Below are 15,733 nucleotides of genomic sequence, written 5' to 3' on the forward strand. Positions count from 1 at the left end.
GAGTGGGCTACTGCTTGTGAATCGGTACTACAACGCAGAGAAACGAACATAGCTCGAGAGTGGACAGCAACCAGGCATCAGAACTAGGTGCCACAATCATATCATATTCTAATCATTTTATTAGAAATGAAGGTTTGAATTTATGAATTCATAAGTAGGGTCGTTATCATAATGCGGTTAAATCACTCCTTATTAGAGTAAATACTGAAAATTATACAGTTATTACCAAATAGTCCGATGTATGCAGCCAGAATATTCACACTATATAAATGGAATAGAACTATAATAAAAGTGCAAATATATGTGGCAGAAATATGTTTTCTGCACAATGGTAATTCCCTGGCTTTATCAGACACACATATCGTTCATCGCTCACGAACAGATGTTCGCCCTCACAAGATCGAAAGTACACCAATACAGATCAAACAATATCACTCGAGAATGACAAGCAAGAGTCGATAACGAGGAAATAGCGACGATTGACGCGAATTGGGTCGGTTTCCATAGGCTTTTGAGCGGATACGCGCACTACTGCATATGACTCTTGAAGACGATTCCCTCGAGTACCACGCGGCGCGCCCGCCAGGAAAACTCGAGACAACGACGACGAAGCCGACGAACACCCAGCGCGAGTTGAGTCTCGCGTACTCGCCGGGTGTCGCGGGCCCGTGTCGTGAAATTGCGTCGGATCCGGATGCGGCCTACCAGTACACCGTCAAAGGGAACCTGGTCGGTGTCGTTTCGAACGGCTCTGCGGTGCTTGGACTTGGAGATATCGGCGCACAGGCATCGAAACCCGTCATGGAAGGCAAAGGCGTCCTCTTCAAGCGATTTGCAGATATCGACGTCTTCGATATCGAACTCGACCACGAGGACCCAGAGGCCTTCGTCGAGTCTGTCGCAGGGATGGAGCCGACATTCGGCGGAATCAACTTAGAGGATATCAAAGCGCCCGAGTGTTTTACCATCGAAAGCCAGCTACGCGAGCGTATGGACGTGCCGGTCTTTCACGACGACCAGCACGGCACCGCGATCATCAGCGGCGCGGCGCTGTTGAACGCCACCGAAGTTAGTGGCAAGGACCTCGCTGACCTCGAGGTGACGTTCGCCGGCGCTGGCGCTGCCGCAGTCGCATCCGCGCGGTTCTACGTCTCGCTCGGTGTCAAGCAAGAGAACATCACGATGGTCGACATCGACGGGATTCTGACGACCGAGCGGGCCGAGGATGGCGATCTGAACGCCTACAACCGAGAGTTCGCTCGCGACGCTCCCGAGGGTGGACTCGAGGAGGCGATGGTCGACGCGGACGTGTTCGTCGGGCTTGCAGCGGGCGATATCGTTAGCCAGGAGATGGTCCGGTCGATGGCGGACAATCCGATCATCTTCGCGATGGCGAATCCAACGCCCGAAATCAGCTACGACGCGGCGAAAGCGGCGCGCGACGATACCGTCATCATGGCGACTGGGCGCTCTGACTACCCGAATCAGGTCAACAACGTTCTCGGCTTCCCGTTCATCTTCCGTGGCGCGCTCGACGTGCGCGCGACCGAGATCAACGAGGCCATGAAAGTCGCCGCCGCCGAGGCGCTCGCGGCACTCGCAAAAGAGGACGTGCCAGACGCCGTCCGCAAGGCCTACGGCGACCAGCCCCTGCAGTTCGGCTCCGAGTACATCATCCCGAAGCCGATGGACCCGCGCGTGCTCTTCGAGGTCGCGCCAGCGGTCGCAAACGCCGCCATCGACAGCGGCGTCGCCCGAACCGATCTCGAGGTCGACACCTACGTTGAGGATCTCGAGGCCCGACTCGGAAAGTCCCGCGAGATGATGCGCGTCGTGCTCAACAAAGCCCAGAGCGATCCACAGCGCGTTGCACTCGCGGAGGGCCACAACGAGAAGATCGTCCGCGCGGCCTACCAACTCGAGGAACAAGGCATCGCCGAACCGGTGCTGATCGGCAACGAAGAGCGAATCAAACGCATCGCCACGGAACTCGGCCTCGAGTTCGAGCCGGCCGTGGTCGACCCGAAAGGCGGGTCGTACGACGAGTACGTCGATGCGCTCTACGAGCGACGCCGACGAAAAGGAATCACTCGCCGCGAGGCCGCGGAGTTGATCGAGGACAGCAACTACTTCGCTTCGGTGATGGTCGAACAGGGCGACGCCGACGCGATGCTGACCGGACTGACCCATCACTACCCCTCCGCACTGCGCCCGCTCCTGCAGGTCATCGGCACCGCAGACGACGTCGACTACGCCGCTGGCGTCTACATGCTGACGTTCAAGAACCGCGTCGTCTTCCTCGCGGACGCGACGGTTAACCAGGATCCCGATGCCGAAACGCTCGCGGAAGTCACCCGCCACACGGCCGATATCGCCCGGCGGTTCGACGTCGAGCCACGCGCCGCCTTGCTGTCGTACTCCGATTTCGGCAGCGTCGACAACGAGGGAACCCGCAAGCCACGGCGCGCAGCAGAGTTGCTTCGCACCGACTCGGAAGTTGAGTTCCCCGTCGACGGAGAGATGCAAGCGGACACTGCCGTCGTCGAGGAAACCCTACAGGGAACCTACGAATTCGCCAACCTCGAGAAGCCGGCGAACGTGTTGGTCATGCCGAATCTCGAGGCGGGCAACATTACCTACAAACTGCTCCAGCGACTCGGCGGCGCGGAAGCGGTCGGCCCAATGCTGACGGGAATGGCAGAACCGGTCCACGTCCTCCAGCGTGATGATGAAGTCAAAGACATCGTAAATCTGGCAGCTGTCGCATCGGTCGAAGCCCAGCAATCCTCGCAGTAGATACATACCCTGCGGGATGCGAAGCTGACATATGACCGATCTCCGCTGTCATCGCCGAGATGCCATCTGCCAAAGTGCGGCCCACGAGGTCGCACTCGAGTGCCTGCTCGCTGGCATTCGAGCCGCACAGCCGTCCGCTCGAGTCGCCGAGACGCTCTCGGTCAACGACGGAACGCTCACCGTCGAGACTGACGAGGTGAGCGAGTACGATCTCGAGGCGTACGATGACGTGGTCGTGCTCGGCGGCGGAAACGCCGCAGCGCAGTTCGCCTCGGCGCTCGAGGACGAACTCGGCGAGTGGCTCACCGGCGGGGTGGTCGTCACGGATGATCCAGCCGAGACGAGCATCGTCAACGTGCACGCGGGCGACCATCCGATTCCGAGCGACGACGGCGTGGCGGGCACGGAGCGCGTCCTCAAGGCTGCAGACGCGTGCGGGGAGGACGACCTCGTGCTGGCGACGATTACAGGCGGCGGGAGCGCACTGCTTGCAGCCCCCGCACCAGGGCTGGCGCTGTTGGACCTGCAAGCCGTCACCAACGAACTGCTGGCCTGTGGCGCCACAATCGACGAGATCAACGCCGTCAGAAAACACTGCTCGGCGATCAAGGGCGGCCACCTCGCTCGCGCTGTGGCACCAGCATCCCTCGTGACGCTCGTCCTGAGCGATGTCGTTGGCGACAATCTGAGCGTCATCGCCAGCGGCCCGACCGTTCCCGACGACTCGACGTACCGCGACGCGCTCGGCGTCCTCGAGCGCTACGACCTGTCCGTCCCACAGGCCGTCTGGGACCATCTCGAGGCAGGCGCGAACGACGAGCGACCGGAAACACCCACGGCAACAGACCCGGTGTTCGACCGCACCCACACGCACGTTCTCGGCAACGGCCGAACGGCACTCGAGGCAGCCCGCGAAAGCGCACTCGAGGCTGGCTACGAGCCACTGATACTTGCCTCGGGTGTTCGTGGCGAGGCTCGAGAGGCCGCACTGACACACGTCGCGATTGCAGAAGAATGCCGTAAAACGGGGTTACCAGTCACCCCGCCAGCGGTCTTGCTTTCGGGCGGCGAAACGACGGTCACGCTCGGCGACGACCCCGGTGCGGGTGGCCCGAATCAGGAGTTCGTCCTGAGCGGTGCGCTCGCACTTGAGGACGAGGAGATCGTCGTCTCGAGCGTCGATACGGACGGCATCGACGGCGCGACCGATGTCGCCGGAGCAATTGCAGACGGGTCGACAATTCCCGAACAGGCGGGCCGCGATGCACTCGAGCGAAACGACGCACTATCGGTGCTCGAGGAGGCAAGTGCCGTGATTCGCACAGGCCCGAGCGGGACGAACGTTAACGATCTGCGGGCAATCGTCGTCGAGCCGTCGGAGTAAGCCAGAGCCAATGTCAGCGTCGGTCACTCTGCTATTTGCTCGTGGTCGCTTCGCCGCCGAGCCATGTCTGCAGCAATCTCGACGGCGTCGATCAGGCTTGCTTCGGAGGCAACGCCCTCGCCAGCGATGTCGAAGGCGGTGCCGTGGTCGACGCTCGTCCGAACAATTGGGAGTCCAATCGTGACGTTGACACCGGAAACGGCGTCGTCGCTCGAGAAGCCGAGCGTTTTGATTGGGATGTGGCCCTGATCGTGGTACATCGAGACGACGCAGTCGTAGTTACCGCGAGCAGCCTGCACATAGACAGTGTCGGGCGATTCCGGACCCTGTGCGTCGATGCCCTCCTCACGGGCCGCCTCGACGGCTGGTCGGATTTCGGCGTCGTCTTTGTCGCCGAGCAAGCCGCCATCGCTCGCGTGTGGATTGAGGCCGGCAACGGCGATTTCCGGGTCGCCGATACCCAGATCTCGCAGACCGGCGTCGGTGACGCGGATCGTCTCAAGGACGGTTTCAGTTGTAACCAGTTCGCAGGCCTCCCGCAGCGGGACGTGCGTGCTGACGTGGGTAACGATCAGGTCGTCTTCGACCAGCATCATCGAGTAATTCTCGGTGTCTGTGTAATCGGCCAGCATCCCCGTGTGACCGGCGTACTCGCTACCCGCGAGGCGAGTCGCCTGTTTGTTGATGGGCGCTGTCGCCATCGCGTCGATCTCGCCTGCGAGTGCGAGTTCGATCGCGCGCTCGATATATGCGAGACTCGCCTCGCCGTACTCCTCGCGAACAACACCGTACTCGAGGGCGTCGCCGTCGACAGCGCCGAGATCGAGAACCGGAATCGTGGTCGGATCGAACGACGCGTCAGAAACGGCGTCGACAGGCGCAATCTCGAGGTCGCTGTCGCACACGTCCAGTGCCTGTTCTAAGACACTCGCATCGCCGATGACGATGGGATTCGCTACGTCACACAGCCGTTCGTAGGCGGCGACGATGATCTCGCTGCCGACGCCCGCGGGGTCACCCATCGTTACCGCGACAGTCGGCCGGTCACTCGCAGTCATTGCGCTCGGCTAGCGCTGTGAGACAGTTAACGATACTCTTCTCCGTGCCGAAGCCGCCGGCTTTCGTGATGACTCGCGACCCCGCGAGGTCGCCATCGACGAGGTAGCCAACCGGAATGCCGTCACCGACTGACGCTCCCGTGAGTTCGATCGTCGTCACATCGAGGCGCTCGAGTGTCGATCGAGCGACCGAGCCGCCGGTGAGAAACAGTCCAGCGAGCGGTGCCAGACGAGCGGTTTCAGCGGCTGCCGTCGCAAGCGCCGTGCTGATTCGATCGCCCGGATCGTCCGTGCAGTCGGCCGCTGCTGCAGCCTCGCGAGCTTTGTCGACGTCTGCTGACTCGAGCGCGCTCGTCACGACTGCCTCGCCGTGTGCCTCGAGCCGGTTGCGGATTGCTTCGGCCGCGGCCGTCCCTGCCGTGTGCGGATCAGTGACAGCCTTGGCGGGGTCGATGCGGACGATTCGATTGTCGGAGACGGCACCGAGTTGCTCGAGCGTGCGCTCATTGATGCTGCCGACGACGCCGAGGACATCGCCGGTGGGCGACTCGAGCGCGGGTGAGTCCCCAGACTGCGGGACCGCCAATGCGCTCGCTAAACCGCCGCTACCGACGAACAGCACCGTTTCCTCGAGTGACTGGGCTGCGGTCACAATCGACTCGAGATGTCGCTCGTGGAGGGCGTCACAGGTGACGAGCGTCGGTTCGCCGGAGAGTGTAGCCTCGAGAGTCGTTCGGATCGCATCGCTCCCAGCGGCGACAGTGTCGATAGACAGCGGCTCACAGTCGTACGGTGACGCCTCGAGTTGAGACTTGACCGTGGACGATTCGACGCCGTAGCCCGCCTGTGCAAGCGGGATGCCATCGACGAACTGGATGCCGTTTGCGGTGAGACGGCCCGTCGCGGGAAACGCGGGGGCGACGACGGCAATCGAGGCATCGATCGCGTCGACCGCAGCGGTCACCTCGCTCGCCACGTTGCCCCGCAGCGTCGAGTCGACTTTTTTGTAGACGATCGAAGGTGTATCTGCGAGCAGGCGAGAGACAGTCGCACCCGCCGTTTTCTGCTCGAGTGCGCGCGTGTCTGCGTCCACAACGAGCACGTCCGGATCGGTCTCGACAGCGCCAGGGCGCTCGAGCCCGCTCGAGTCCGGACCGGCGAGAACGACCTGTACCGACCGGCCGTTTGCGGCGAACCCTAGTCCGGTGTCCATCGCGCCGGTATAGTCGTCTGCAACGACGAGCGCGCGTTCCATGGCAGTACGTTTGGATGGTGGTACAAACCGTTATCTCATTGTGTGTCGGTTCCCAAACCGAGACTATCTGATTTTCTAGATGTTGCCAGACAACAAATTAATCGAACACGAATACACAGCATCTGGGCCACCTACTGGAGGCAACAGTTGACGGCGCGTCAGCCACGCGTCTGACGCCTGTTCGGCCGGTATTCACACCGATTACGCCAGTATTCTTGTAAACAGCCGATGTGCGGAAAGATTTTTCTTACCCCCGCGATTACTACTGGTAGTGACTCAGACGACGCCCGACGAAGCGAGCGAGGCCTGTGGCTGTAAGGTCGGCCGGATCGCCGGGAAATACGATCTCATCGACCTCAACGACGACCTCGTCCGTTACTGGACTGACCGCACGGAGGATCGGTATAGCACCCGCGACCTGGCTGAACACGTCAACCAGCGCGTCCTGGAGGCCGCACTCGACGAGGCCGGCTTGCAGTACAAAGACGGAGAGGTCGAAAACACCTACCGGCTCCTGACGAGCGACGACGTCAGCAGCGGGACACGCGTCCAGACGCGCAAGGAACTCGAGCGAGATTCGGTCCCCGTCGAAACCGTCGAGCGCGATTTTATCTCCCATCAGACGGTCTATAACCACCTCACAGACTGTCTCGAGGCCGAACTCGAAGAGCCAAGCGATGCGGAGAAACTCGAGCGAAGCCGCGATAAACTTGGTGCGCTTCGCAACCGAACCGCAGCGGTGACTGAGGATACGGTTGCCCAACTCGAGCGTGGTGACGTCCTCGATATCGGCGAGTTCAACGTGCTCGTCAACGTGACCGTGACGTGTGAGGACTGTAAGACCCAGTACACGATTCGGGACTTGCTCGACCAAGGCAGCTGTGACTGCCAGTCTGCAGACTGAGGCCCAATCCGGTGACGGTCTGACGCTGATTCGTCGACGAAGTGGCGAGTGCGCTGTAGATTTTTCTGTAGGAACGCATCTGGTCGGATAGACTGAGGACAGCCCAATATACCACGGGCACATAATACATTGGTAACTGGTACGTCTCGCAGATCAGTCGATCGGAAACCGCAACAGCGCAGCAATCCCGTCGAAGGCCTCGAGGAAGCGCTCGCCGTCGGCGAAGTCATCGGGCACGACGACCGTGTCGCCGCCTTGCTCAGCCGTTCGGTCGCCAAGTGGCTGGAGTCGCTGCTCTTCGAGGCCGGTCGAGAGCAGTAGTCGGTCAACGGCATCATACTCGAGGGCATCGTCAACCTCGTCGTAGCCGTAGGCGACGGCCTCGTCATCGTCACGAACGCCTGCGAAAAAGTCCTCGAGTGCGTCACGAGCGTCACGGCGGTCTCGCTCGTCAATCGCCTGCTGGCCCGTTTCGGCGAGTTGGCGAAGCCCCTGTTCAGTGGCGTATTCGACGGCGAATTCGCCCTCGAGCAGGTCCTCGAGTCGGTGATCGAGGTCGGTTTCTTCGCGGAAGGTTTCAACCGTTCCAGTCGTCCCACCGAGAAGGACGGCGTGGGCGCCTTCATCAACGAACTCGAGTGTGGCGCGTTCAGCGACGGTATCGAAGAAGTCGCGCTTTTGGCGTTCGCGGTCGCGTTCGAAGCGTTCAGCGGACTGGCCACCGGCGCTTGATTTGCCTGGCACGTCGCTGTCGAAGCTATCGATCGGTTCGACACCGGTCTCATCGAGCCAACCAAGGGCTGCACCGCCGCGTTCGACGACGAGCAGTCCGTACGTCGAATCGGGTTCGGTCACGTCCTCGAGTGGCGAAAGGTCGAACTCGTTTGCGTGCTCGTAGATCGACTCCTCGATCGCAATTGGGAGATCGTCGAAAACTGTGAGCAGTTGCTCGCCGTCGACAGCCCCGGCGTAGATTGCGAGGCCGTTTTCGGGGATCTCGTCGTACTCGGTGAGCGCGCTGCGGACGCTCTCGAGGGAGTCGACGAGCGGTGTGGGAAGCGATTGCTCGTCGAGTTGGGAGGCTTCGGCGTAGTCCGTCTCGACGGGCTGGCGAGCCTCACCGATGGAGTCGTCAGGTGGCACGGCAAGTGTGACGAGAATATCTTGGTCGGCGCTGGCCGCAGCAAGGCGCTCGAGTCGGTCGTGAAGTTCGTAGTGAGCCATCGACATAGGTGAGTATCGTCACACGGCATGCACTGCGTGCCGAGCAACGGTGTGGAAGTTGATGGACGTGCGTCACGGAGTTGAAAAACTGGCTGGCGCTCTCAAGGCGGTGTGTAGTTCGTTACTCGGATGAGTGACGTGACTCTTGCTCGAGTCTCGCGTGGTCGTCCGACAGTGACTGGATCGTCGCCGGGAGACACGCAGAGAGATCGTATTCGTAGAGACACGTGGGGACTCGCGTCCGCAGATCCACCGACGCGGTTCCGAGGATGGCGAAGCCAGCGAAGATGATCAGGAAACCAACGAGGGCGCTGGCGGCGAGTTGTTCGCCAAGCAGCGCCCAGCCACCGAGCGTCGAGACGACTGGCACAACATAGAAGACCAGATTTGCCTGAATCGCCCCGCTCGAGTCGAGCAGTGCGAAGTACGCAAGATAGGCGAGCACACCGGCGAAGACGCTGACGTAGCCAAGCGCGAGAAGTGCCTCCGTTGTCCAGGAAATTGCACTGAACGACTCGCCGGCAAACGCCGAGAGACCGTGTGAGAGGGCCGCGGCAAGTGGCAGCCCCCAGGCGATACGAACCGTACTCGAGAGCGTCGCGTTGGCGCGGCGGATGAGAACGGCACCAAGTGCGGCGCTGACTGCGCCGGCAAAGAGAATCGCTCGGCCAACGGCGTCACCGCCGACGAGGCTTGCGGCGTCGGGACTGACCACGAGGATAACGCCGACAAGTCCGAGTCCCATTCCGACCGCGCCGCGGGGAGAGAGGCGTTCGTTCGAAAGGAGGACGGCAGCAAAGACCGGCGTCAAGATTGGGTTGAGGCTGAAGACGATTGCGCCGACGGCGCTCGTCGCATACTGCTGGCCGACAAATAAGAGCGCGTTTGCCAACCCGATAACGAGGCCCCCTGTTGCGAGGATACCGATGAAATCGCCCCGCGTGGAGGGCAGCAGTTCCTCGCGCGAGGACGTCAAGAGTACGTAGCCGCCCAACAGTACCGCTGCAACGTCGAATCGAAGCGCAACGAACAACAACGGCGGGAAGTACTCGAGTCCAGCCTTTGCGGCGACGAACGTCCCACCAAAAAAGAGACTCGAGAGGGCGAAGAAGATGGCTGCTCGTCGATCCATTAGACACACACCTCTAGCGGGGCGACACGAGCGAGCGATAGATCGGTGTGACAAACTGTCCATTTGTCACGGGAAGAGCAACGTATGGTGGAAGGAAAACGCATACGAGAGCATATGATGCCAGCAGTCATATGTTGTCTCAGAAAATATTTCAGGAACCGAAAGCTATGTTCAGTGTGCCGCGATTTCACGGAGTGAAACAATTTCACAGGGCGAAAATACTTTGGTGGCTCGTGGACAACGATCAGTATGGAACCGTCGGAGGCGTCACTCGAGGAGATCGAGTTTCTCTCACTCTCGCCAAATCGGGTTGCAGTTCTCGGGTTACTCGCCGAGGAGAGCCATACGCGAACCGAACTGGCCGGTGAAACTGGCGCATCACAGGCGACGCTCGGGCGCATTCTCAGCGATTTCGCTGACCGCTCGTGGATCACGCGGGCCGGCAGCGAGTATCGGGCAACGGCAACCGGCTGCCTTGTCGCTGCCGGATTCGACGATTTACAAACAATTCTCGAGACCGAGCGCAAGCTGCGGACGATCGTCGAGTATCTGCCGAGCGAGGAGTTCGAGTTCGACATTCGGCGACTCTCGGACGCGACGATTACGCTCCCGACGCAGACGCGGCCGAACGCGCCGTTACAACGGTTGCTGTCGTTGCTGCGCGAGGGGGAGCGCGTCCGCGCTGTCTCACACGCGTTTAACGAACAGACTCTCACTGTGGTCCGCGAGCGCACCGGCGCCGACGTGCAAACGTTCGAGGGCGTCTTCTCACAGGATGCAATCGATGCACTCGAGGCAGACCCCTCTCTGCGGTCCCCGTTTCGAACCCTCCTCGAGAACGAGCGGGCGACGGTTCGTACTCGGCAGGAAGGCGTTCCGATCGCAGCGATGGTTATCGACGAAACCGCTTACTTGCTACTGCGAGACGACCATGGCGTGTTGCGGGCCGCAGTCGACACTGACGACGACGCGGTCCGGTCGTGGGCACACGAGCGATTCGAAGCGTACTGGGCGGATGCAACACCGCTCGAGGCTGGCGATCTTTCGTCGTCAACACCCGAATAGCGGACGGAAAAGTGGTGCCAAACCGACTAGTGATACCACTGCAATACTCACCAAAATCGTACAGACATGTCAGGATATCATTAGCCATTTAAAGTATACTTTTGTTGCCACCATGAATGTATTCTCCGTCAAAAACCCGTTTACACGTGTCCTCTGTTGTTCACAATCGATCGATTGGCAGTAGGAAATTAGGAATTATCATACGGCAATAACAATTATCACAGTTCGTACGAGATGAGTCAGTACGATGGGACTGAAGGCACCAGTGGCAATTACGGGGGGGAGGCAATGATAGCACGAAACGTCGTGACACGACGGATCCGTCGCCAGTACAGCGCAAAGATTGCAGCGTCGATCGGTACGATCATTGCCGTCACACTCGCGTTCGGCGTTGTTTTCGGCTATTACATCGTCTCGAGCCCGCCAGAGGAGGCGACGACACGAGGAGTGGGCGCGTTGACCGGGCTGTTGGTCATCTTCATCATGAATCTCGGTCTGTTTGGGATTGTTACTGGCGGGAACACCGCACTCTCGTTGCAACAACTCAGTTCGAAGACGGAACGCATCGGTGACGGCGAGTTCGATGTCGACCTCGAGACGGGCCGAAACGACGAAATCGGTCGACTGTACGCGACGATTGGACGAATGCGCGACTCGCTCGAGGAGTCACTGATAGACCTCGAGACTGAACGAGAACGCGCCCAAGAAGCCAGACGCGAGGCTGAGCAGCGGGCCGACGAACTCGAGGCAGAGCGAGAGCGAGTCGAGGCGACACGCCGGGAGGTTGAACAACAGAACGAGGCGCTGATCGCCGAGGCCGAACGTTTTTCGGCGACGATGGATGCCTGCGCTGACGGCGACCTCAACCAGCGTCTCGAGCCAACGGTCGATAACGAGGCGCTCGTGGCAATCGCTGACTCGTTCAACGAGATGGTCGAGACGATGAGCGAGACGATCACGGATATCCAGACCTCCGCTGAGACAGTCGAAGACGCCGCAACTGGCCTCCAAGCCTCGAGTGCACAGATTCAAGACGCGAGCGAGGAGGTCGCCGCGTCGGTCCAGGAGATCGCAGACGGCGCGGCGACACAGACCAACGAACTCGACGCTGCGGCGAGCGAGGTCAGCAACCTCTCGGCCGCGACCGAGGAGGTCGCCTCGACAACGGCCGCGGTTGCAGAGCAGTCTCGAGAGGTTGCAACGCTCGCTGCGGACGGTCAGTCAGTCGCCTCGACCGCTGTGACGACGACGGACTCGCTGGTCGAAAACACCGACGCCGTCGTCGAACAAGTCGACGAACTCGAGACCGAAACCGAACAGATTGGCGAGATTATCGCGCTGATCGATGACATCGCTGATCAGACGAACCTCCTCGCGCTGAACGCCTCGATTGAGGCGGCAACGGCCGGCGAAGACGGTGACGGCTTCGCGGTCGTTGCAAGCGAGATCAAGTCGCTCGCCGAGGAGACGATGGCTGCCGTCGACGACATCGAGACGACGCTCGAGTCGATCCGAAATCGGACCGAGGCCACAGCGGCCGATATTACGACCGTCGACGCCGAACTCGAGGAGACAGCATCGCTCGTGGCCGACCTCGAGTCGCGACAGGAGACGATTACCGAGGAAGTCGAACACGTCGACGAAAGCATTCAGGAGATTGCCCACACGGCTGACGATCAGGCAGACTCCGCTCAGGAGTTGACGACCATCGTCGACGAGGTGGCAGCCGTCTCGACCGAGACGGCGAGTGCCGCACAGCAAGCTGCAGCGGCCGCCGAAGAGACGACAGCAACGATCGAGACCGTCTCTGGAACTGCAACCGGGCTCGAGGACGACGCGACAGACCTCCGTGAGTTACTCGAAGCCTTTCACATCGATAGTCTCGGTTTGAGTTCATCCAATTCGAGTTCGAACACCCATGGTGGCTCGAGCACGCCGACAGCCAGAACGCCGCTTGGATCCTCCGGAGGTGAGACGCGATGATCGATCCAGTAACACTCAATCTGACTGGGGCCGGACTGCTCGGACTGGCAACGCTGGGATTCCTGTGGTATGCCCAAAGGCACTCGCCAACGGGTCGGCGCTACGGATACGCCGCCGTCGTCGCGAGTGGGGCAATGGCACTCTCGTATCTCGGGATGGGCATCGCGCATGGCGCAGGCTTCGAGACGGATGCGATCCGCTTTGTCGGCTACACGGGGCTCTGGACGGCGATCTGTCTCGTGGTAACCGGTGTTGCCGGTGCTGGAAGATACCTGACGAGTGCGTTACTGGCAATTGTGCTTACACGCCTGTGGGTAACCTACGCGAGTTGGCAGCTCGAGGGGACGATTGGGACGGTGTTGACGCTTGTCCCGTTCGTCTTGCTCGCTGCCGGCATCTACCTGCTGTTCGGCCCGTTCATGCGGGCAGCGTCACGAGTCAGTGGTGAGCGACGCCTCCTCTATACGAAACTGCGGAACCTGATCGTCCTCGGCTGGATTGCACTCGTCGTCACCGGTATGCTTGGTGAAGCAGCAGCGCTCACCGATGACTTCATTAGCCAACTGGTTGCCGCCTACGTCGAAGTGATCATCGTCGTCGGCTTCGGTGGCATTGTCCTCCGGAGTGCAGACGCACTCACAGAGACTGCAGCGAGCCGACCACTCCTTTCGCTTGGGTCCGGGTCAGATGCGGACACACTCGAGGCAGACACTGAGACACAAGCAGAATCGATCTGAGCAGGCCCGAACGGGCTACGAAACCGGCGGATAAACCAGTTAGTCGTCGCTCGAAATGCTCGCGGTTTCGTTTTGTTCGGGTTCAGAGCGATCGAACAGCGGGCTCTGTGGACCGGGGACGAAGGTGTTCAACAGGAGCGCAGAGAGCGCCGTGACGATAACCGGCTGACCGAAGAACAATTCGGCGTCGCTGGGCAGGCCCGAAAGCGCTTCGGGCGTAGTTGCAATCCCGAGTCCGAGTCCGAGCGAGACAGCGACGATTACCATGTTTCGGCGGTCAAGGCTCGCGTTCGTGATAATGAGCCGAACGCCACTTGCGGCGACCATGCCGGCCATGAGCAAGACGGCACCACCGAAGACCGACGACGGAATCGTTGTGACAGCAGCGCCGATGATTGGACTCAGGCCGAGCAGTGCAAGGATTCCACCGCCGATACCCACGACGTGGCGACTCATCACGCCCGTGAAGTTCACGATGCCGACGTTCTGGGAGAACGAGGTAATCGGGAACGCAGCAAAAATCGAGCCAATTGAACTCAAGAATCCGTCATTAAACAGGCCCCCGCGGAACTCCTTTGTGGTTGGGTTTCGGCCTTCTGCAGCCGTCACCCCCGACATATCACCGACTGTCTCCATCGCCGAGACGAGAAAGAGCACGGCGAACGTCGCAATCGCAATCGGCTCGAACTCGAGGCCAAAACGTGTCGGTTCGGGGAACGCGATCAGTGCAGCATCCCCAACCGGCGAGAAGTCAACGATCTCGAGGCCGGTGCCGAACGTGAGTGCAATGGCTGCGACGTAGCCGACGACGATGCTGATGAGTACGCTCAGCAAGCGTGTCACACCGCGTGTGAGCATGTTGAGAACGACTGCGACGCCAAGCACGAGACCAGCCAGACCGAGGTGATACAGTGCACCGAAGTCAGCGGCATCACTCCCACCCGCTGCGTATTCCATTGCGACGGGGATCAAATAGAGTCCGATGATCACGACGACGAGTCCCGTGACAAGCGGCGGGAAGAAAGGTTTGATGCGCTTGAACTGCCAGCCAATGAGTCCTTCCACAACGAAACCAGTAACCAAAATCGCACCGAACACGGCCGCTAAGCCGTAGTCAAGCCCAATCGAGATCGACGCTCCGACAAACGTGAAACTCGAGCCCATGACAATCGGCAGTCGAGCCCCAACCGGGCCGATAGTATAGGCCTGAATCATCGTTGCAATCCCCGAGAACAGCATCACCATCTGGACGATGTAGGCAGTATCCGCGGGGTTGAGGCCGACATCACCCGCGACGATGTATGCAACCGCCGTCGCTGGCACGATCATCACGGCAATATGCTGTAACCCAAGCAAGAGTGATTTTGGTAACGGCGGTTTCTCGTCAACGCCGTATTCGATCTGAACGCCCCTATCCGTTTCAGACGACATTGTGTGACCGCCACGTTGCAGATAGGTGTACAAAAAGGTTCGTAAAGACGGCTAGTACGCCCCAAACGATACACAAGTATGCATGAATAAAGATGTCTTAGAAATGAAAGTTGAGCGGCTACTGCTCGTCGTGTACCGTCACGTCACCATCCTCGACTGTGATGTCGATCAGACTCGTCGCGTCGTATTCGGTGTTGTCGAGTGCGGAGTCGCCGACTTTTCGCATTACGACAACGATATCGGCGATGTCGGCACCGATGTCATCGAGCGCCTCACAGATCGCTGCGAGTGTGCCACCCGTCGAGAGCATGTCGTCAACGATCACGACGCGGTCGCCCGCCTCGATGTCGTTGATGTACATTTCCGACTCCGAGTAGCCCGTCTCCTGGTGCAGCGAGACCTCACCCTCGAGACCGTACGGACGCTTACGGATCACGACGAGTGGGATGTCGGTCTGCAGGGAGAGCGCCGTTGCGAGGTGAATGCCCATCGCTTCGGGGGCGACGATTTTGTCGACATCCAGGTCAGCCGTCTGCATGACCTCGACGACAACTTCCCGCAACAGGTCGGGCTCGAGGCGGGGAACGCCGTTGCTGATCGGGTGAACGAGGTATTCGTAGCCGTCTTTGTCGATAATCGGTGCATCGTCCAGCGACGCGAGGAGTCGGTCCATACTGCTGGTTCGGAAAATCCATCCAAAAGTCGTTCGCTCTCGACTCTCTGTTGATTCACTCGGTTCCGAATACCTATGGCGGAACAATGTA

12 protein-coding genes are annotated in these 15,733 nt (G+C 60.2%); 6 read left to right on the plus strand and 6 right to left on the minus strand.

All coding sequences use genetic code 11. The features are described from left to right. The first annotated feature begins 537 nt into the window (after positions 1-537). Positions 538-2,796, plus strand: coding sequence for an NADP-dependent malic enzyme (locus G6M89_RS02870; RefSeq protein WP_165160285.1), 2,259 nt, complete (start codon positions 538-540; stop codon positions 2,794-2,796). A gap of 31 nt (positions 2,797-2,827) precedes the next feature. Beyond that, on the plus strand, positions 2,828-4,180 hold the full coding sequence (locus G6M89_RS02875; RefSeq protein WP_165160286.1) for a glycerate kinase: 1,353 nt from the start codon (positions 2,828-2,830) through the stop codon (positions 4,178-4,180). A gap of 23 nt (positions 4,181-4,203) precedes the next feature. Here G6M89_RS02875 and pdxA read toward each other — a convergent pair whose 3' ends face one another. After that, the gene (pdxA, locus tag G6M89_RS02880; RefSeq protein ID WP_165160287.1) at positions 4,204-5,238 is read right to left on the minus strand and encodes a 4-hydroxythreonine-4-phosphate dehydrogenase PdxA; all 1,035 of its coding nucleotides are present in this window, start codon (positions 5,236-5,238) and stop codon (positions 4,204-4,206) included. After that, positions 5,225-6,493, minus strand: coding sequence for a four-carbon acid sugar kinase family protein (locus G6M89_RS02885; protein ID WP_165160288.1), 1,269 nt, complete (start codon positions 6,491-6,493; stop codon positions 5,225-5,227). The genes pdxA and G6M89_RS02885 overlap by 14 nt, the downstream gene beginning before the upstream one ends. Positions 6,494-6,764: 271 nt before the next feature. On the opposite strand from G6M89_RS02885, the gene rdfA reads away from it, so the two are divergent. Continuing rightward, positions 6,765-7,397 (plus strand): rod-determining factor RdfA, encoded by a 633-nt coding sequence (rdfA, locus tag G6M89_RS02890; RefSeq protein ID WP_165160289.1) that lies wholly within the window; start codon positions 6,765-6,767, stop codon positions 7,395-7,397. Positions 7,398-7,550: 153 nt separating this feature from the next. On the opposite strand, the gene G6M89_RS02895 is transcribed toward rdfA, so the two are convergent. Both G6M89_RS02895 and G6M89_RS02900 read right to left on the minus strand, forming a co-directional pair. After that, entirely contained in the window at positions 7,551-8,627 is a 1,077-nt protein-coding gene (locus tag G6M89_RS02895) for a Vms1/Ankzf1 family peptidyl-tRNA hydrolase (protein WP_165160290.1), read from the minus strand. A 115-nt stretch (positions 8,628-8,742) separates the two neighbouring features. Next, a complete protein-coding gene (locus tag G6M89_RS02900) occupies positions 8,743-9,753 on the minus strand; it encodes a DMT family transporter (RefSeq protein WP_241175189.1) in 1,011 nt (336 codons plus the stop codon). Between the two features lie 249 nt (positions 9,754-10,002). Between G6M89_RS02900 and G6M89_RS02905 the strand changes: the two genes are divergently transcribed. From G6M89_RS02905 to G6M89_RS02915, 3 genes are all read left to right on the plus strand, one after another. Further along, positions 10,003-10,818 carry a winged helix-turn-helix domain-containing protein gene (locus G6M89_RS02905; protein ID WP_165160292.1) on the plus strand — a complete coding sequence of 272 codons (816 nt, stop codon included), beginning with the start codon at positions 10,003-10,005 and terminating at the stop codon, positions 10,816-10,818. Positions 10,819-11,106: 288 nt separating this feature from the next. After that, on the plus strand, positions 11,107-12,801 hold the full coding sequence (locus tag G6M89_RS02910) for a methyl-accepting chemotaxis protein (protein ID WP_165160293.1): 1,695 nt from the start codon (positions 11,107-11,109) through the stop codon (positions 12,799-12,801). Next, on the plus strand, positions 12,798-13,538 hold the full coding sequence (locus G6M89_RS02915; protein ID WP_165160294.1) for a bacteriorhodopsin: 741 nt from the start codon (positions 12,798-12,800) through the stop codon (positions 13,536-13,538). Before G6M89_RS02910 ends, G6M89_RS02915 begins: the two co-directional genes overlap by 4 nt. Positions 13,539-13,577: 39 nt before the next feature. Here the strand turns inward: G6M89_RS02915 and G6M89_RS02920 are convergent, their stop codons facing one another. Next, a complete protein-coding gene (locus G6M89_RS02920; protein ID WP_165160295.1) occupies positions 13,578-14,969 on the minus strand; it encodes a uracil-xanthine permease family protein in 1,392 nt (463 codons plus the stop codon). A 118-nt stretch (positions 14,970-15,087) separates the two neighbouring features. Next, positions 15,088-15,642, minus strand: coding sequence for a hypoxanthine/guanine phosphoribosyltransferase (gene hpt, locus G6M89_RS02925; RefSeq protein WP_165160296.1), 555 nt, complete (start codon positions 15,640-15,642; stop codon positions 15,088-15,090). Between the last annotated feature and the right edge of the window lie 91 nt (positions 15,643-15,733).

Origin of the sequence: Natronolimnobius sp. AArcel1, assembly GCF_011043775.1 — an archaeon.
Classification (GTDB): Archaea; Halobacteriota; Halobacteria; order Halobacteriales; family Natrialbaceae; genus Natronolimnobius.